Origin of the sequence: Sphingobacterium sp. NGMCC 1.201703 (assembly GCF_047784615.1) — a bacterium.
Lineage (GTDB): Bacteria > Bacteroidota > Bacteroidia > Sphingobacteriales > Sphingobacteriaceae > Sphingobacterium.
The window spans coordinates 40,856-60,578 of record NZ_JBLOHD010000007.1 but is presented as its reverse complement, the minus strand read 5'-3'; the positions used below and the strand labels follow the sequence as shown (position 1 = coordinate 60,578).

Genomic DNA, 19,723 nt, shown 5'->3' with positions numbered 1-19,723 from the left:
GGTGCAATCAATAAAGCTAGTCTTTAATTAGAAAAATCTTACATGAAGTATACAAAAGACATAAGTACATTCCGATTACTTAGGTTTAGTTTTCAATAATGCATGTTAAATAAACAACGCTTCCAATCCGATATAGATAGTACAACCTATCGGATTGGAAGCGTTGGTATTTCCTCTTATTTCAACTGATCTATTTCTTTTGTGGAGAAGTTTTCAGTTCCTTATATAGCAGAAATAAGTGGGCTGCAGACCAGCTAAAATGGGGTGCTTTGAGCCTTTTGCCTGTGCGGGCTTCATAGTTTTCATGAATTGGTTCATGACCAGATAGCCCCTCCAATCGCTTAAAGACCTGTTTGGTATACATATCGGCTTCCTTTTGATAACCGTATTTCCTTAAACCAGCAATTGCGAAATAGACCTGATCCAACCAGATAGGCCCTCTCCAGTATCCTCTATCCATAAATTTGTCGTTGTCTAGCGCCGCAGTAGGGAAAGGCACAAAGGAAGCAAATTTAGTTGTATCCTGCATCACGCGAACCACAGCTTCAGCTTGTGGGACCGTGGCTAAACCTGTCCACAACGGCGACCAGCCTTCGGGACCAAAACATGGGATAAGCGGTCCATTCAGTTTGCGATCGAAATAATAACCTCGCTCCTGATCGAAGAAGTAATCCATGGTAAGATATGATTCTTTTTTTCCCCGAAATGGTACTCCGAGCAATTCCGCAAAACGCATCAGATATTTTCGTTCCAGCTCAAGATAAGCGCTGAGCTCCACAGATTCCTGATCCATGCTCCAGGCACCTTTTTCATTTAATAACATCTGAGTGCTATCATACCGTATAGCATTGTCCATACCGCTTTCCCACTTTGCGGCTTCCAATGTTCCATCGGTAGCACCGTACTCACAGATACCATTTTTATTGTGGTCCCGATAACGAAACCACCATTCATGGTACAAAACAAGCTTATCATACATTTCACGTACAAACGACAGGTCATGATCGGCTTCATAGATAGCATTTACCGCCCAGGCAGCTAACGGTGGTTTGGAATCACGGTAATTATTCTCGCGATGGTCCGTGTAAATACAGTCAGCAATCATCCCGACACTATCTTGAAAATCAAACATAGCGCGAACCTGATCTTTCGCCAAAACAGGATCTATCTGTGCCAGTGCAACTGCATGCTTCCAAGAATCCCAGGCCCAAAATCCCACAAAATAGTCGGCTACATGTGAAGGGACAACACCATCATGTTTTAATTCCTTTTTTGCACTCCGCCAATTGCTCATCAGCGTCATCATGCTTTTCACCATAATGCGATGTTCCTCCATGGAGAGTTCCGGACGAGTATTTGAGCTGATATAATTTGCCCAGCGTGCTGTATGTTGCGCGCTCAAGACCTTGCTTTGCTCAACAGCGTTTTTTGCCGCTATAAGTGCTTTTTCTAAGGTGATCAGGTTGGCATAATGGTTCAGGACAATCTCTGTATCAGCTTTTTCTAAATGGGCTCCATATTTTCCCTGATCAATAGTTACTTTCACACCGGCTTCAAAAGATAATAAAAGAAGTTCTCCATTCGGAAGTTTAGACCACAGGGTATTACCTGCTAGTGTCCATTTCCCTTGATTGAGGTTGCCATAGGTCCATAGCTCTTTTGATGATTTGTTTTTAATATGTAATATGGCCGTTGTTGATGAGACCAATTTAAGAGTTTGCTCAACTTCCATATCCTCTCCTCGCAAACGCATCCACAAGCGATCCGGATAATAACAACTGCTGTCACGGCTCAGTAGATTTTTTTCCCAACCCGGAGCCGTTCCAATCTGCATCAATGCACCACTTAACCAGACGCGCGAATCGAGATCATAGGGTCCACAAAAACCGGTCACGGTCTTATTTTCATGGATGCCAAATCCGACCCATGCACCTCGGTCCGTATAAAAAGGGTTCGTTCGTCGAGCGGTACCATCTGGTTGTTGCTCGACCTTTAACAATCCACCGTAGCCATCCATTTTAGGAGACTTGACCGTATTGCATCCTATAAAAATCAAACAACAACTAATTGCCACCCATAAGGTTTTGATCTTATTTCTCATAAATAACAAAAAAAAGTAACTAAAAAAGGGACACTGAGGTCAACCAAAATACCATGGATGATCGCGACCAGAACATATTGTTTGCCGGAGCATTGTGTGATAATGGGTAATGCGGTATCCATACTTGTGGCGCCCGCAACAGAAATCGGCGCCAGTGGGCCAAACCATTTTCGAGCTAATGGGGCCATCAAGAGCGCCATTAATTCACGCATCAAATTCGACATCAATGCTATAGTTCCCAATGTGACACCCTTATATTGTGTAATAAAAATACTTGATAAAGAGTAGTACCCAAATCCAGATCCTACTGCCATACTTTCAGCGGCATTCCAGTCGCGAATAAAGAAACTGATGATAAACGTACCTAACAATGTTCCAACGATAGTTGTCAGGGGAACGAGCAAAATGCTTAAATTAACTTTTCGTAGAGATACTAAGAGTTCCCTATCATAACCAATGGTGATTCCCACCAACAACATCAATGCATAGAGGACATAAGTATTCCATTCTTCCTTTAACAGTTCGGCCGGAATAATTCCATTAAAACCGACAAAAACACCCACGATAAAGAATGCGAGAATGATTAAACTACCTTTCATGCTTACTAAAAAATAAACGATAAACGAACCATGAGCAAAGAACACTTCCAGCTACTCCGGCCAATGTAATCAGTATAGCCTGCAATCCCAATGTATCAAGATTGTCTACTATTTTTGGATTTTGCCCGACTTCTCGTCCCAAAAGAAACAATAGGGCAAATATGACCAATCGGACAAGAATACCTATATGTTTAAGAATAGGAAAGGACCGAAGTCCTATCCCTATTCCTACGCCTAAAAGCATGACAAAAAAAACGATAAACATGCTCCTTAGTTAATTTTATCATTTGACGTGATCTCCAGCAATGGAACAGGATAAAAATTATGCTTAGCTGGGTCAAAACTATTTCGACCAACAGCCTGTAATGCTTCTTTTGCTTTCCCCCATCTTCTTAAATCATAGAATCGGGTATTTTCAAGAGCAAACTCCACGATACGTTCATGTTCAATGCGCTTTTTCACCTCATTCGCGGCAAGATTCAATGGTAATGCCGGCATATCCGCTCTCTTACGTACTTCATTAATCAAAGGGATCGCATCTGCGGGACGATTACGTTCATTTAACGTCTCTGCCAATAGCAACAATACATCAGCATAGCGCATTAAGGGAAGGTTGACGGCGGTACGGGATTTATTCAAGTCTGCCTCTGTTTTTGGTAAATACTTTCTGAAACTCGCCCTGTTCGATCCAGGTTCGAATACTTCATCATACTTATAGCCATAAACACCCCCATTTTTTAAATCGTTAAAGTAGGGATCATTGCAGAACACAGTTTGGTACATACGTGAGTCATAACGTCCTGTCGTCGCAATTTTGCCTTCTTTTTTAAACTCGTCCAGTAACATTTTGCTTGGCAGAATTTCATCCCATCCACCAAGTTCACCAACAGCAATCCATTTGTGGAGCGCTGTACGGTAACTCGCGCCGTTAGCTGTGTTGTCGGTAAATTGAAGTTCAAAAATAGACTCTGCGCTGTTTTTATTGGTACCGTCAAACATAGAAAGGAAATTTTTCTCTAAACTATATCCCGATACTGCTTTGAACGCCTGTTCAGCTTTTCCGAGCAGTTCTTCTTTTTTGGCTATATTTTCATATGCTAACGTTAAATAGCTGTAGCCAAGGTATGCATTCGCGGCCCCTCTGGTAGCGCGACCGAGATTGCCCGCTTCCTGTTTCACAGGTAAATTTCCAACCGCAGCTTCCAGATCTCCGATAATAAAAGCCCAAGCTTCTTCACGTGTCGACAACGCTTTATTAATTTGATTCTCGTTTGTGATATATTGATCGCGGATAACGATTTTTTCCCAATTAAGTAACAGTTTTAAATGATAATAAGCACGCAGGAACTTTGCTTCAGCAATAATCTGGTGTTTCTTATTTGCGTCCATATCAATGGGGGCTGCTTTTTCTATCACTTGATTTGCATAAGAAATACCGCGATATGCTTTACTCCAATAGGCCGTAAACTGACTATTACCATTTGTATATGTAAAATTATAAAGCTCAACCCAGGTTTGGTAATTCAATGCATCACTACCGATTTCACAGATATCTTCACGATAAGCTTCCACTGGGAATTTCACTTCAGCAAATTCCCATACATCCGTTGCTGCTTCCAATTGCGAGTAGGCCGCTGAAAGACCCGACTCTGCATCCTCGGCATTCCGCCAAAAGTTATCGGAAGTAAGCTTGTCAGGTGACCTTAAATCCAATTTATCGTTACAGGATAGTGTTGTACTTAGTGCAAATGCAATACAAAACATCCATTTATAGTTATTTATATTCTTTTTCATTTTTTTCTTTATTTATCTACAATACCTTGTTAAATTTTAGAATGTAAACTGAATCCCAAAGGAATAGGACTTGGTAAAAGGAAAGATATAACGATCTACTCCAGTACTTAATACACCAGATGGCGCAAATTCGGGATCAATCCCTTTGTACTTGGTCCATGTATACATATTTTGTCCACTGATATAAAACCTTAGATTTTCTGAACGGATGGCATGCAATAGATTTTTAGGCAAAGTATAACCTAACTGTAGTTGGCGCAGTCTGATAAAGTCTCCCGATTCCAAAAAGCGTGTAGACTCACGGCTATTGCCATTTTGGTCCTCCAACACCGCACGTGGTATATCGGTATTGCGATTATTTTCGGTCCAAGCGTTTAATGTACTGCTCAAGAAGTTGGATCCCGAACTCATGGCTTCAAAAAAGTATCGGTTTCCATTATATAGTTTATGTCCCCAGCCGCTTCCGATCAAAGCCGAAAAATCAAAGCCCTTATAAGAAGCACCAAGGTTCAAGCCTACTTCCAATTTAGGGATCCCTGTCCCACTATATTTCTTATCTTCATCATCAATCACACCATTGCCATCGACATCGACAAAACGGATATCGCCTGGTTTAGCTTTATCTTGAAGAAGCTTTCCATCTTTATTGATGTATTTGTTTACTTCTTCCATACTCTGAAAAATTCCGTCTGTTTGATATAAGAAAAATGCTCCTATCGGATAGCCTGCACGCGTTTGGTTAGGGTAATGCTCTGTCCCAAATTTTAGACCTGTTCCAAAAAGTGTCTGCTCATCATCCGCAAGTCGAACTACTTTGTTTTTTAGAGTGGATAGATTCAAGCCTATATCATATTGAAAATCATTTTTCCGATTTGCATACTTAAGTTCTACCTCGAAACCAGTATTTCGGATTTCGCCAACATTTAACACTGGATCCAATATACCCGCAGATGGAGCTATTTTTCTTGTGATCAATAGATCATTGGTGGTCTTCACAAAATAATTGACCGATCCGCGCAAGACGTTGTTGAATAAACCAAAGTCGGCGCCGATATTTTTTGACTCGGTCGTTTCCCAACTCAGCAAGCGATTCTCAAGCCCCATCGCTATACTACCGGGCCACGGATTACCACTTCCTTTTACATAGCCCATATATAGGCTGTTGTACGTGCTGATAAGGGCCTGATGGTCATAATAACCTAGCGCTACCTCATTCCCCAGTTTTCCCCAACTCCCCCGTAATTTCAGGCTCGAAACAAAGGAATCTTTTGGAAAAAATTCTTCTTCATCCACCTTCCAGCCCAGTGCAACGGAAGGGAAATATCCGTAACGATTATCTCTTCCAAATTTTGATGACCCGTCACGACGCAAAGTCATTTGTACAAGGTAACGGTCAGCATAGGAATAATTGACACGACCAAAAATAGACATCCGATTATAGTAGTATTTGGAACCATCTGCAGAAAACGTCCCGCCTTGTCCCGAACTGATCGTCATAAAATTTGGGTCCAGAAACCCTTCTGCGCTCTCTTTAGTCACTAGCCCTCCATTCTCAACGGAATAGACAATCTTTTTACCTTCTACTCCTACATTATTCCAATTGGATTCCTGCTGATTAAAGGAGGTCCCCAGAAGTGCATTGATGCTATGCTTTCCAAAATCTCCTTTGTAATTTAAAAGATTATCAAAGACCTGCTCCTGCCAATAGCTACGACCTTCCGAATAAAAAGGAAATTCATAAGGGTTCTTTTCATCAGAGGCAAATGGTGGATAATGGAAATAGTCCTGCGTATTAATCGCATTAAAAGCATAACTTGTTTTAAAGGTTAGGCCTTTCATGATGTCTACGCTAACAAAAGCATTTCCTGCGAAATCCTGCTTTTTTGTCCAACTCGTTTTATAATGCTCGTCGGCAACAACATTGACATTATTGGGAATACCACCCCAATTTGTCAAACCAAAACCACCTTTTTGTGCCGTATCATAAACAGGTACCAAAGGTGAAATCATGTAGGCTTCTTTTAAACTAAAATTGGGACCATGATATTTCGAATTCGTGTAGGCCATATTCCCTTCCACGGTGAAAATATTCTTCTTGGTTCCCAATTTCATACGGACATTTTCTTTTTTGAAATCGTTCGCGATAACGACGCCTTTGTCATTACTTAAATTCGCTGACAGAGAATAGCGGGTATTGTCTTGTCCACCGCGGATGGCAACACTATTCGCCGTGGAAAGTCCTGTGCGGAATACCTCCTCTTGCCAATCGGTATTATTGTTACCTGGCTTGTTGATATAGTCAGGGAGTTTGACTGGCGTCGTAGCATACTTATTGTATTCGTCATACATTTGACGGTGCACTTTCACATAACCGTCAGCATCGAGTACTTTTAGTCGATTAGACGTTTCTGTTACATTCGTAAAGCTATTGATGTCTACAAGAATTTTTCCGGCTTTACCAGCTTTCGTTGTGACGATAACAACACCATTGGCAGCCACAGAACCATATATTGCGGCAGCGGCACCATCTTTAAGTACCTCCATGCTCTCAATATCATTCGGGTTGACATTACTGATTGTACCTGGGAACCCATCTATGATATACAGTGGTTCATTACTGCCAAAGGTATTGACCCCACGGATCTTGACCTGTACCCCTGCTCCGGCAATACCACTATTTTTTTGCACATTGACACCAGCAGCTACCCCCTGCAATGCCTCTGCGGGGTTTGTCGTTGCGCGTTTCGACAGATCTTTTGTATTAATGCTCGCTATTGCACCTGTGACATCAGACTTCTTTAATGTACCGTATCCAATCACAACGACCTCCTCAAGTTCTCTATTTCCACTAGTTAAGGTGATATCGACATCTTTTCCCGCTTGTACATTAATTTGTTGGTTTTGGTACCCCACATAGCTAAGCTGAAGTAAATCCTTCGTATTGACTTCCAACGAAAAAGCACCGGATAGATCTGTAGCAACGGTCTTCCCACTGCCTATAGCATGTATACTTACCCCCGCTAGTGGCTCCCCTTTTTCATTTACTACATTTCCTTTTACTTGCCCCTTTTGTTGTTTATTTCCAACCTTAGGTTTTAACAAAATCCGTTTCCCCGCAATGTCGTATGTAATCGAGCTCTCCTGTAACGCATCTTTCAACAATGCTTCCAAGCTGCTTGCCTGACTATCATAGAAAAGTGGTGTCTTGACATCTACATCCGAATTACTGAACATAAATGAATAGCCATACTTCTTCTCAACAATCTCGATAAGTGACTTAAGATTTGAAGACTCCTTTTTGCCCGATACCTGCTGCGCATTTACAGCAAAGAAGGTCTGGCTGAGGAGCAAAAGACTCATCAGAATAGGTTTCTTTTTCATAATTTTTTGGTATATTTTTGTTTTAAGTAGTTTACATCATTAATTTTTGGTTATTGCTTTTTTGAAACTATAGCAACAGATTTGCCAGCTATTGTATAGTGAATTGGTGTAATGACATTGATCAATTCCAAAATTTCACGTAGACTTTCAGTTTTCACTTTGAATGTATAATGTCTATCAGACTCTGCCCCCTTCCAGGCAATATCGACACCATACCACCGCTCTAATTTCTTAAGAACACTTTCCAAAGATTCGTTCTCAAAAACAAGTTCCTCAGATTTCCATGTGCTATATTGTACCGCGTCCAATTGCCGTATCTGCGTATACCGACCAGTCCGTTTATCCAATTGGATCCAATCATTAGGTTTTAATTCTCCGACCAATTGCCCTTTTTTATCTTTTATCGCAACTTTTCCACGCAACAAGGACACCTCTATTTTGGCATCATCCGCATAGGCTGAAACATCGAAAGCAGTTCCTTTCACGACGACATCCAAATGGGAAGTCTGCACGGTGAACGGCATATTTACTTTTTTCACCACATCAAAAAATGCCTCGCCTTCGAGTGTAATCTTCCGATCATGTTGATTGAATGCATGCGAATAGCTCATCTTGGTTCCCGCATTTAACCAAGCTTTGGATCCATCAGGTAATATAACCTGTGACTTCTGCCCCAAAGCAGTATAAACAATTGTCTGCTCCTGCGAAGATGCATTCATTGAAATATTACGCTGGATAAAATACGTTCCCAATGTCCCTGATAGAAAAATAAGAATCGCAGCAGCACTGACCAACCACCAAAAACGCTTACGGTCAAAAACAATAGTTTTTACGACAGGTTGTATACGATCTTGGATTTTATCCCATATCCGTGGACGATCTGCCCGATCGATGATCAGTGGCGATTCTTTGAGATGTATCCATTCGTTTTCCAGCTGCAAAAGATAATGACGATTTTGTTCACTTGAATCGAGCCAAGCTACAATCGCTTCATTTTCCTTTACATCACTCTCTTTTTTTAGATATCGAACTAATTGCTCCAGTGACGGCTTATAACTGCTATTCATTATTTTGGGTTTACGACAAATAGACACCTAGAGCGGAGAAAACCCCTAAAAGATTTTGTATTTTTTTTAAATATTTAAACAAGTGTGGAAAGCCCCGCACCACACATCGTTAAAACCAACAAAATCGAATCTGGATACAGTATTTGATAGCGTTCAAGTATATGTGCCCGTATCTTTTTAGACGCAATGGACATCTGATTTTCGACGGTCTTGATGGATATTTGCAGTTCATGGGCGGCCTGCTGATAGGTCTTCTGTTCTTCCTTACAGTATTGATAGACGATTCTACATTTTTCGGGCAGTTTACCAATCGCTTCCTGATACACAAGGGAAAACTCCTCCATATTGATACACTCCTCTGCCTCCTGACGAGTCATTTCTTCCTTAAACCAACGCTCCAAATGAGCGGTACGTGTACTTTCATTGCGTAAAGCATTGAGTACACGATTACGGGCTGCCCGATAAAGATAGGTCTTGACATGGAAAATATGGATTTGCTCCCGATCTTCCCATAGTTTAACAAACACATCCTGCAAACAGTCCTCCACCAACTGTACATCACGCGTATAATACCCTAAAAAACGGCATAGCTCATCAAAATAATGATGAAACACTTCTTCCAGTGCTTCTTCATTAATCAGCAGTCCATCCATCAAGGTATTTTTACTCATTTATTAGGTTTTGCGACTAAGCTATAAAATAAAACAAGATTTACAAAAAAAAGTAAGTGTGCTCATTTTAACATATTTTACACGGATCTTCACTATTTCTATTTTAAATCTGCATCTACATACTTTAAAAATCTAAAAAACTAAATTTCAGTGATTCTCTGAATACCTTCTCATAAAAAAAGACCTGCCAGTTGTGGCAAGTCTTCTTTTTTATGGATCAGATATTTATCTCAATCTTAGTTCTTGTTTTCGGTATCTATCTCCTGAAAAACTTAGTATCTAAATTCTTTTACGACCTCGATTGCATATTTCACATTATCAAACGGAATATCAGGCATAATACCATGTCCCAAGTTGAATATAAAACCATTCTCTCCACGCATGCGTTCAAATAATTCTATAATTTTCTTTTTGATAACAGGCTTTTCAGCATACAGTACAAACGGATCTAAATTCCCTTGAACTGCTATTCCTTGCGGCAACGATTGTTTCATATTTTTTAGATCTGCGTTCCAGTCGATCGAAACCACATCTGGCTGCGCCTCTACCATCATCGGAGCAAAGACAGATGATCCTTTACAGAAAGATATGACAGGAATATCCTTGCGATTCAATCTGGAGATGATCTGTTTATTATAATAATGTGAAAAATCACGATAATCATTCCATGACAAAGCCAAAGCCCAGCTATCAAATAATTGAATCGCATTTACGCCGGCTGCAATCTGCATATTAAGATATTCTACAGTTACATCAGCAATCTTTTGAAGGATGGTATGTGCCAATTCAGGTTGATTGTTCAACATCAACTTCGTCAATTTGAAATCTTTTGATGAACCACCTTCAACCAAATAACTTAAAATGGTAAAGGGTGCTCCTGCAAAACCGATCAAGGGGATACGATTATCTAGACGCTGTTGAATTACTTTGATGGCATCTGCTACATATTGCAATTTGTCCAGACAGTCAATTGATAATGCTTCTGCATCTTTTACAGAACGAACTGGATTAGAAAAACGGGGGCCTACTCCCTGCTCAAATGACAGATCTCCACCCATTGCCTCAGCTGTGACTAAAATATCCGAAAACAAGATCGCTGCATCTATTCCCAACAAATCTACGGGCAACATCGTTACGTCTGCTGCAATCTCTGGTGTTTTGCACATTTCGAGAAAAGAATACTTGTTTTTGATATCCCAGTATTCTTTCATAAAGCGTCCAGCCTGACGCATCATCCACACAGGAGGTCTCTCCGTTTGCTGCGAAAATGCAGCTCTAATCAATAAGTCGTTTTGTAAAGTAGTACTCACTATAAATGTTTTGAAATTTCGTTTTCTATTTTTGTAATAATACTGGCCTGTCTTGCGGTCAAATGTAATTTGTTGGCCACGTCTGTATACGCCCTTGCTCGTTCATAATCCGTCTTTCGTAGTGCAATATTAGCCAGATTGATCATTACCATACCTTTTTCATTATCTTTTTTCCAAGGCAAGCGGGAAGCCAGCTGAAAATGGTATTCAGCCTCATCGATACGCTCCTCTTTCAAGGCTATATTTCCCATCATAAATTCGTAGAAATTACGACGTCCCTTACGAAGGGTATCCGGATTTTTTATCTCAGACAATAAGCTTTTTGTCTTTTCATAGTCTTGTCGATGAAAAGCTTGTGTTGCCAAGAAAACTGAACCTTCCCGGAAATGGCTCCAGATTAAATAACCAATTCCCCCAGCAAGCAATACAGATGTTTGATAGTGTCCTTGATATAAACCATAGCCCAAAAGTAATGCAGCAATAAAAATAACGGCTATTCTAGCCTTAATCGTCATCATCTTTTATCTACTATGCGTTATTGTCGGTAAACTTATAACCAACACCTCGGATAGAATGGAAATAGATCGGATGCTTTTGGTCAGGCTCAAAATATTTCCGGAATGTCAAAATAAAATTGTCTATGGTACGTGTCGATGGATAGACGTCATAATTCCATACAGTCTCTAAAATCTGCTCACGCGAAACCGCTTCGTTACGACGTTCGATCAACAGTTTCAGCAACATCGTTTCTTTTTTCGTCAATGAGGTAATCGTTCCATCGGCAAGATGCAATTCATAAGAATTAAAATAGATGGTTTTGTCACCGATTTGATAAGAGTTCAATTCTTTCAAATCATCTGGTTTCATACCCCGGCGGACCAAATTTCCAACACGAAGAATCAATTCCTCCAAATTGAAAGGTTTTACCAAATAATCATCGGCACCTTTTTTTAGTCCAGTGATACGGTCTTCACTACTATTTTTGGCAGTCAAAAACATGATAGGAACTTCTGTATTCTGTAATCGAATGGTTTCCGCAACTTGAAATCCGTCAATTTCAGGGATCATAACGTCCAATATAACAAGATTGAAACGTTCTTCTTTAAAAACTTTCAATGCTTTTTTTCCATCAGTAGCCGTAGTAACACGGTAACCTTCCATTTCGAGATTCAACTTGATTGCTTCTAACAAGTGTTCTTCATCTTCGACAAGTAATATTCTTTGTTTACTTTGCATTTCTTTCAAATGTTACTTCAAAAATACTCCCTTTAGGAGTGTTATCTTTAACTTTAATGGTCGCGTCGTGTTTCTGCAACACAGTTTTCACGATGTATAACCCCAAACCGGTACCTTTGGTTTTCCGTGTTGCCTCACTTCCCACGCGATAAAACTTATTAAAGATAAGTTTTTTCTCTTCATCACTGATACCTATCCCATGATCAGCAACAGAAAAAATTATTTTATTGTTCTCCGTATATAATTTAACATCCACCATCGCGCAAGCCGGTGAATATTTAATTGCATTCTCAATGAGGTTTGTCACGACATTACTTATCGCAAATTTATCACCATGGATAACAACATCCGACTCCAGATACGGTTTTAATACTTGTGAGCTACATGAATTTTTTTGAAGCCGATCGACGATTTGCTCCACCAATGAGGTCAAGTTAAAATCCTCCTTCGGCATGCTATAATTGCGGCTGTCCAATTTGGTAGTCATCAAAACATTCTCAACCAAATCATCTAACCGCTCAATATCTTTCAGGGAATTTTTTAAAAAAGCCCGCTGTTGTTCTTTATCTAGGTCTCGTCGCAAAATGGTCTGAATATAAAGTTTGACGGAAGCCAAAGGAGATTTCAATTCATGCGTAATTGCTAAAAGAAAGTTTTGCTGTTGCTGTAATAATTTCTGTTCCCGCTCCACCAGACGCTTTAAACGCCAAGCCCCCCACAAAAAAATGATCAGAAAGAAAACACCCTCTCCTATAATCATATTCTTTTTGCTCGGATCAAAGCGGATGAACATCACTCCCCACCAGATCAGCTGCATCACCGCATAAAACAAAAGGAAATAAAAGAGTAAAAGCGCTTTCTTCATGAAGCAAAAATAGCTATTCATCAAGGTATTCGGAAATATCCTAAAGATTATGACACAAAGAAGAAAATTAGCCGATTCACAATAAGCTAAAATCTCCTCAGAGATGGTATCTTTGTATATGTTTAATCGTGAGAAAAAGGATATTTTCTTTGATTTGGATCACACCATCTGGGATTTTGACAAAAATGCCGAAGAAAGTCTCCACGAATTATATTTTAAATACAAGTTTGACAGTTTATTTGATAAGGAATCTCCTACCCGTTTCATTGAAACTTATACGATCAACAACCATCGACTTTGGGGATTATACCATCATGGAAAGATCTCCAAACCCGAGTTAAGGAAAGCGAGGTTTGCAGATACATTTATCGAGTTGGGTGTAGACCCCGAATTATTTCCGGAAGAATTCGAACTGGAATATCTTACAATCTGTCCCCAAAAGACAAATTTATTTCCCCATGCACATGAAACCTTAGCTTACTTGGACGAAAAATACAACCTGCATTTGATTTCCAACGGTTTCAAAGAAGCTTGTGAGACCAAATTGAAAAAAAGCAATCTGAACAGATATTTCAAAAATATCTTTATTTCCGAAGTTGTTGGCGTAAATAAACCTGACCCGAGGATATTTCAATTTGCATTGGAGACTACAGGTGCAGAAGTACAAAAATCATTGATGATTGGAGATAATCTGGATGCAGATATACGTGGTGCAATGAATGTGGGAATGGATGCGATCTTCTTTAATCCGAACTGTACGGAAAAACCCGAAGATGTACCCCATATGATCTTCGATCTGAAAGAATTACAATCTATATTATAACAAAAAAGCAGCTTTAAAGCTGCTTTTTTGTTATTTTAAAACTTTTACGGTTATGTTTTTAAACCAAACATCGTTTCCATGATCTTGGAGACCAATCAATCCGGATTTACTTTCTCCACCTACATGGCTCAGCAACTCAAACGCCAGAGGCCATTTTTCTTGACTGAATTTACTTTTTTGTAATAGGTCAATCCACGATTTATCCCATAACGTATATTCAACGACCTTCTCTCCATTTTGGAAGTGCTCAACTTTACCATTGTTCACACGGATCTTTACTTTATTCCATTCGCCATAAGGTTTGCTATTTTGTGGTTTCGCAGGAATCATATCATACAATGATGTAGACTTGCGATTCCCATCGACACCCATTTTAGCATCTGGATGGTTTTCGTTGTCAAGAACCTGACACTCGGGTGATGAGATATAAATTGGCTGACCTTCGACTTCTTTGGCCAAAAAGAAAATTCCGGAATTTGCTCCCTTCGCTACCTTCCATTCCAATTCCAATTCAAAGTTTTTGAAGTCATGAGCGAAAATCAAATCACCACCTTCGTCCTTACCCACATTTGCTCCACTATCAAATTTTATTGCGCCTTCATTGATCACCCATTTTTTGGGAACTACAGTTTTATCGTATCCTCTCCAGCCTTCCATCGAAGTACCATCAAAGATAACATATGCCCCGGCTTTATTCTTTTTGAATTTTTTGATATCCACACGTGGCAGATCCAAAATTTTGTAAGCCGGCACCTCTTTTTTTGCTTGCGCTACAGCTGTATTTAGATGGGCTGAAAATGCCATCACCGATACCGCAAGAACTGTTTTTAATAACTTCATTCTTTTTAGTTTTAGGTTTGTTTCAAAATTAAAATTAAGCATTTAGGGTTAAAAAGAGGAATATTTTTTAATATTCCTCTCCCCCACCATTTATCTCGTTGGTGTTTGTATCTTTCTTCTTAGACTTGGTTAGATCCTGCATACCAAAGCGATAGGAAAGCGACAAAGTTACCATTCTCTTCATCCAACGGTGTTCAAAATTAGACACAAGTTGAGATGTCTCTAGCATACCGTTCATTTTTCGGGAATTAAACACATCTCTAACGTTCAGCATAATCGATGCCTTCTTCTTGAATACATCTTTTTTCAGCGCAAGATCCACACCTTTCATCGCATTCATTTGTCCTTGAGCCATGACTCGTGAAGAATTGAATTCTCCTCTCATTTGTGCAGAGAAAGTCGGTGTAAAACGATAATTAGCCGTTAAATTTGCATTGTAAGCAAAGTCCTTTCTTTCTTTTATCTCATAATCTGGATTTGCATTATATTTAATGTGGATCAGGTTGAGATTAAATGTAAAGTCAAAATCTTTTGTTGCGTTGACCTTTGAGATAAATTCAAAACCCGAAAGATTACGGCTGGTCATGTTCTCCCATCGACTGTATGTTCTTCCATCCTCTATTTTGTAAACAAAAGGCTGGATAACCTCGCTGGCGTGATTGAAATAAGCTGAAGATATTAAACTTACTTTTCCAAAAGTTTTCGCAAAACTCATTTCAAAACTGTGTACATCTTCTGGTTTCAGATTCGGATTTCCCTGACGATAATTTAAATCATCGGATACATTTAGAAATGGATTGACCTGCCAACCACGAGCACGTTGCACACGACGTGAGTAACTAAACTGAATTTTATCACCATTATCATCTACATCATAGGTTAAAAATAAGGTCGGGTATAATCTAAAAAAGCTCTGCTTTGCATTGGATTCTTTTTCCTCGGCGTCAGGATCCTTCGAGAGATAAGTAGACTTAAGTTCAAATTGTTCTCCCCTTAACCCGATTTGATAGCCTATTTTATCCGTTAGCCTATTTTGATAGTTAGCATAAATCGCATGGACAGTACTGGTAAAATCAAAATCATTGCTGATTCTATAGTCTGGAAGATATTTACCTGTTGTATCGCGGAGTTCGGAAAATTGCGTATCAAATGACTTTCTAATTTGGGAACGGTAGCCAGCCTCGAATTTGCTTACCTCCGAGAATGGCAACACATAATCCAGCTGAAGATTGATATTCTTACCGTCTTCGGAGGTTGTATTCCTCCGCGCGGTTTCTTTCCGTCCGTCGGTATATTTTTGAGAAAAATCGTTCGTACCATCTTCTTTATCTCTTCCATAGCTTGCATTCCCCGTCAATTCTTCCCCTTGCCGCTTAAATTGATGTTTAAAATCAGCGTTGAATTCATAGCCAAGATCGTCCTCAAATTGGGTAGACTTACGATCGCTGGTTCCTGTTTCGTTTGTTCCTTTAAAGAAACGATAATTTAAGTCCTCTATCCGCTTATTATCTCGAACGCTCAAATTACCGGAAAAACTCAATGAAGTTCGATCAGACATGTTATAGTCAAACCCTGCTTTGACTGTGTGGCTGTTTCCCTTTCTAGACGATTCAGATTCACTATAATTACGGGTGGTATCACTCAAAAAGGTATTGTCCGTCTTCCCACTCCCAACCATGTTACGTTTATTGAAATTATAAGATCCGAAGTAATTGAATTTTCGATCACGATAATTCAATGTTATGCCAGCCATATAATTGTCATAGGAGCCAGCGGATGTATTTACCGATCCGTTCAGCCCTGTTCGAATATTTTTCTTTAAGACGATATTGATAATCCCAGTCTGTCCTTCTGCATCATATTTAGACGAGGGATTGGTGATAACTTCAACTTTTTCTATGGAATTGGCAGGGAGGCTCTGAAGCAAAGATGTGACATCGTTTCCTGCTAGCGCTGACTCCCGGCCATCTATTAGAATCTTGACGCTACTAGATCCACGTAGGCTCACTGATCCATCTTGATCCACCTGAAGCGTAGGTACATTGGCTAACACATCTGTTGCAGTTCCACCTGCACTGACCAAACTCTCTCCAACGTTAAAGGTTTTACGATCAATACCGATCTGCATTGCAGGAACTCTCCCCTCGACAACAACTTCATCCAGCAGCTCACCCGTTGAATTTAGACCAATGCGCCCAAGATCTTTACTACGCGCAGCAAGCACATCAACCCCTTCAATCGTGTGAGTTTCGTAACCAACATAACTAATGCGTACATTATATTTACCCGGTTTGATATCCGAAAATAGAAGAAATCCTTGATCTACAGATTGCGCGCCTTTGACATAGTTATTGCTTGTATCCAGTAGTGCAGCACTGGCAGATGAAATAGGTTTGGAAGTTTTGCTATCGATCAGGATAGCTTTGATTTGACCGGTTTGTGCTAAAACAAGGGTCGGCAGAAAGAGTACAAATACTAGTAAAAATTTAAACGATTTAGCGTTAAATGACATGAGAGCTTCAGCTTAGTTTATAGTTCAGTGCAAATAAAACTAAAACTTATAGACAAACTTGAAGCGTAACCATATTATTACGGTAACAAAAAGGATAGTAATTTACTCCACGGAGACCGTCAATCCTTCTGCTTTCAAAATCTTGCGGTAGATTTCCATTTCCGTGAAAGTGCCTTCTAGAACGGCACACTTTCCTTCTGTGTGCACTTTCCATGCAATTTTTTCAGCTTGCTTTTCTGTATATTGAAGGTGATACATCAGACAATGAATCACATGGTCAAATGTATTTGTTTCATCATTCCATAAAATCAGGCGATTAGAGTCCTTAACAGACGCTAATATCTCTTCTAACGTAAAGGTTTCTTCAGCAGTTTGGGTACCCATGCTGCAAAAATAGAATATTTTTTTCTAAATTAACGACAATATAAAAGGGAAGAATACAATCAATTAGAGGAATTTATTATGTTTCAGTCAAAAATCGCAGGAATTGGCCATTACGTCCCAAAAAACGTATATACCAATAACGACCTAACACGCTTTATGGATACCAGTGATGAATGGATTCAAGAAAGAACGGGTATCAAAGAACGCCGTTATGCCGACCGTATCGGCGAAACGACAACCACAATGGGTGTTGAAGCCGCGAAAATAGCAATTGAACGCGCAAATATTAGCAAGGAAGATGTCGATTTCATCATTTTCGCTACCTTGTCACCAGACTACTATTTCCCAGGCTGTGCAGTTTTACTTCAACGGGAAATGGGAATGAACGAGGTGGGGGCATTGGATATCCGAAACCAATGTTCTGGTTTCATCTATGCGCTGTCCATAGCGGATCAATTTGTCAAAACAGGTATGTATAAAAATGTACTCGTTGTGGGATCGGAAAAGCATTCCTTCGCGCTCGATTTCTCAACAAGAGGCCGTGCTGTTTCTGTTATCTTTGGTGACGGCGCCGGGGCAGTCGTGGTACAACCGACAACCGAAGCTGGTAAAGGAATTTTGAGTACACATTTACATTCTGATGGTGCTGAGGCGGAAAAGCTCGCAATGTATTATCCAGGGGCTTCAAGCGGAATCTGGTTGGATAAAATGCCAGACTGGCCGGAACAGGAGTTGGGCGGCTTATTAATGACCAAAGAAATGCTTGAAGATGGCACTGCTTTCCCAAATATGGATGGACAAGCTGTATTCAAAAAAGCCGTTGTAAAATTCCCTGAAGTAATTCATGAAGCTTTGACCAAGAACAACTTGAAAACTTCTGACATCGACTTATTAATCCCGCATCAGGCGAATCTTCGTATTTCGCAGTTTGTACAGAAAACCTTGGGATTAAATGAGGATCAAGTCTTCAACAATATCCAAAAATATGGAAATACAACAGCAGCTTCTATACCTATCGCGCTATGTGAGGCATGGGAAGCCGGAAAAATAAAAGAGGGCAATCTTGTTTGTTTAGCCGCCTTTGGCGCAGGTTTTACCTGGGGATCCGCATTAATCAGGTGGTAATAAGGGATTACTAGACATAAAAAAGGCGATAATCATATGATTATCGCCTTTTTTATATTTTCTGATTAGGATTAGCCGTTTGACAAAGCCGCTGCTCCAGAAACGATTTCGGTCAACTCTGTAGTAATTGCTGCCTGACGCGCCTGGTTGTAAGATAACTTAAGTGATTTCAATAAGTCACCAGCGTTTTCAGTTGCTTTATCCATAGCTGTCATACGTGCCCCATGCTCAGAAGCATTGGAATCCAAAACAGCTTTGTATAATTGAATCTTGATGGCTTTAGGAATTAATTCTTCGATAATCTTCTCTTTGGAAGGTTCGATGATATAATCCACTTCAGCTTCTATTTTTGCTTTATGCGTGTGTTGCGTGTTTCCCTCCGCAGGTGGTAATAAAGGCAAAATCTGTTCCGCAGTCAGTTCTTGAACTGCAGCGTTTTTGAACTGGTTGTAAACCACTTCAACACGATCAAAATTACCTTCCTTAAATTGTTCCATAATAAATTCTGTCACTGCTGAAACAGATCCAAAATTCAAATCAGAAAACAAATCTGAGTGATTAGCGATCACATTGAAATTACGTTTCGAATAGAAATCGTAACCTTTTTTACCAATACCTATGATACTTAAATTACCCTTTGCATGTTGCTCAGCATATTTGTTAGCGATCAGGTTATTGGTTGTCTTGATCACATTCGCATTGAATGCTCCAGCCAAACCTCTATTAGAAGAAACAACAACGATCAACACCTTATTTGGCTCACGATCTACTGTGAAAGGAGAATTACTTCCCTCCACACTTGCAGAAACATCAGCCAAAATATCTCTTAGTTTATTCGCATATGGGCGCAATTGTAAGATAGCGTTAGTAGCGCGCTTCAATTTAGCAGCCGAAACCATTTTCATAGCTTTCGTGATCTGCTGTGTTGATGATACCGAGGTAATCCGGTTTCTTACTTCTTTTAAATTTGCCATATTTGTTTTAAGTATCAAGTACCTAGTATTGAGTATTGAGT

17 protein-coding genes are annotated in these 19,723 nt (G+C 39.8%); 2 read left to right on the top strand and 15 right to left on the bottom strand.

Features of this window, described 5'->3' with window-relative positions; all coding sequences use genetic code 11:
* Positions 1-190 precede the first annotated feature (190 nt).
* From ACK8HY_RS15675 to ACK8HY_RS15625, 11 genes are all read right to left on the bottom strand, one after another.
* Positions 191-2,101: an MGH1-like glycoside hydrolase domain-containing protein gene (locus ACK8HY_RS15675; RefSeq protein WP_077437670.1), complete on the bottom strand. Its 1,911-nt coding sequence runs from the start codon at positions 2,099-2,101 to the stop codon at positions 191-193.
* A complete protein-coding gene (locus ACK8HY_RS15670) occupies positions 2,098-2,700 on the bottom strand; it encodes a lysine exporter LysO family protein (protein WP_077437671.1) in 603 nt (200 codons plus the stop codon). Before ACK8HY_RS15670 ends, ACK8HY_RS15675 begins: the two co-directional genes overlap by 4 nt.
* On the bottom strand, positions 2,690-2,965 hold the full coding sequence (locus tag ACK8HY_RS15665; protein WP_077437672.1) for a LysO family transporter: 276 nt from the start codon (positions 2,963-2,965) through the stop codon (positions 2,690-2,692). Before ACK8HY_RS15665 ends, ACK8HY_RS15670 begins: the two co-directional genes overlap by 11 nt.
* A gap of 5 nt (positions 2,966-2,970) precedes the next feature.
* The gene (locus tag ACK8HY_RS15660) at positions 2,971-4,494 is read right to left on the bottom strand and encodes a RagB/SusD family nutrient uptake outer membrane protein (protein WP_077437673.1); all 1,524 of its coding nucleotides are present in this window, start codon (positions 4,492-4,494) and stop codon (positions 2,971-2,973) included.
* 36 nt (positions 4,495-4,530) lie between these two features.
* Positions 4,531-7,875 (bottom strand): SusC/RagA family TonB-linked outer membrane protein, encoded by a 3,345-nt coding sequence (locus ACK8HY_RS15655; protein ID WP_077437674.1) that lies wholly within the window; start codon positions 7,873-7,875, stop codon positions 4,531-4,533.
* A 50-nt stretch (positions 7,876-7,925) separates the two neighbouring features.
* Complete coding sequence (locus tag ACK8HY_RS15650; protein WP_416134173.1) at positions 7,926-8,942, bottom strand: FecR family protein; 1,017 nt, start codon at positions 8,940-8,942, stop codon at positions 7,926-7,928.
* Between the two features lie 74 nt (positions 8,943-9,016).
* The gene (locus ACK8HY_RS15645; protein WP_077437677.1) at positions 9,017-9,613 is read right to left on the bottom strand and encodes an RNA polymerase sigma-70 factor; all 597 of its coding nucleotides are present in this window, start codon (positions 9,611-9,613) and stop codon (positions 9,017-9,019) included.
* A gap of 272 nt (positions 9,614-9,885) precedes the next feature.
* The gene (gene hemE, locus ACK8HY_RS15640; protein WP_077437679.1) at positions 9,886-10,923 is read right to left on the bottom strand and encodes a uroporphyrinogen decarboxylase; all 1,038 of its coding nucleotides are present in this window, start codon (positions 10,921-10,923) and stop codon (positions 9,886-9,888) included.
* Positions 10,923-11,441 carry a hypothetical protein gene (locus ACK8HY_RS15635; RefSeq protein WP_254846265.1) on the bottom strand — a complete coding sequence of 173 codons (519 nt, stop codon included), beginning with the start codon at positions 11,439-11,441 and terminating at the stop codon, positions 10,923-10,925. Before ACK8HY_RS15635 ends, hemE begins: the two co-directional genes overlap by 1 nt.
* A gap of 10 nt (positions 11,442-11,451) precedes the next feature.
* Positions 11,452-12,159 (bottom strand): response regulator transcription factor, encoded by a 708-nt coding sequence (locus tag ACK8HY_RS15630; protein WP_077437681.1) that lies wholly within the window; start codon positions 12,157-12,159, stop codon positions 11,452-11,454.
* The gene (locus ACK8HY_RS15625) at positions 12,149-13,024 is read right to left on the bottom strand and encodes a sensor histidine kinase (protein WP_077437682.1); all 876 of its coding nucleotides are present in this window, start codon (positions 13,022-13,024) and stop codon (positions 12,149-12,151) included. Before ACK8HY_RS15625 ends, ACK8HY_RS15630 begins: the two co-directional genes overlap by 11 nt.
* A gap of 103 nt (positions 13,025-13,127) precedes the next feature.
* Here ACK8HY_RS15625 and ACK8HY_RS15620 point away from each other — a divergent pair, with 103 nt between their 5' ends.
* Positions 13,128-13,847, top strand: a complete 720-nt coding sequence (locus ACK8HY_RS15620; RefSeq protein ID WP_416134172.1) for a YjjG family noncanonical pyrimidine nucleotidase — start codon at positions 13,128-13,130, stop codon at positions 13,845-13,847.
* 30 nt (positions 13,848-13,877) lie between these two features.
* On the opposite strand, the gene ACK8HY_RS15615 is transcribed toward ACK8HY_RS15620, so the two are convergent.
* The 3 genes from ACK8HY_RS15615 to ACK8HY_RS15605 all read right to left on the bottom strand — a co-directional run bounded on the left by ACK8HY_RS15615 (position 13,878) and on the right by ACK8HY_RS15605 (position 17,583).
* Positions 13,878-14,687 (bottom strand): DUF1080 domain-containing protein, encoded by an 810-nt coding sequence (locus tag ACK8HY_RS15615; protein WP_416134171.1) that lies wholly within the window; start codon positions 14,685-14,687, stop codon positions 13,878-13,880.
* A gap of 67 nt (positions 14,688-14,754) precedes the next feature.
* Entirely contained in the window at positions 14,755-17,199 is a 2,445-nt protein-coding gene (locus ACK8HY_RS15610) for a TonB-dependent receptor domain-containing protein (RefSeq protein WP_077437685.1), read from the bottom strand.
* Between the two features lie 102 nt (positions 17,200-17,301).
* Positions 17,302-17,583, bottom strand: a complete 282-nt coding sequence (locus tag ACK8HY_RS15605; protein WP_077437687.1) for an ATP-dependent Clp protease adaptor ClpS — start codon at positions 17,581-17,583, stop codon at positions 17,302-17,304.
* A 78-nt stretch (positions 17,584-17,661) separates the two neighbouring features.
* On the opposite strand from ACK8HY_RS15605, the gene ACK8HY_RS15600 reads away from it, so the two are divergent.
* Positions 17,662-18,708, top strand: coding sequence for a 3-oxoacyl-ACP synthase III family protein (locus ACK8HY_RS15600; RefSeq protein WP_416134170.1), 1,047 nt, complete (start codon positions 17,662-17,664; stop codon positions 18,706-18,708).
* A 71-nt stretch (positions 18,709-18,779) separates the two neighbouring features.
* Here the strand turns inward: ACK8HY_RS15600 and atpG are convergent, their stop codons facing one another.
* Positions 18,780-19,682 (bottom strand): ATP synthase F1 subunit gamma, encoded by a 903-nt coding sequence (atpG, locus tag ACK8HY_RS15595; protein WP_077437691.1) that lies wholly within the window; start codon positions 19,680-19,682, stop codon positions 18,780-18,782.
* Between the last annotated feature and the right edge of the window lie 41 nt (positions 19,683-19,723).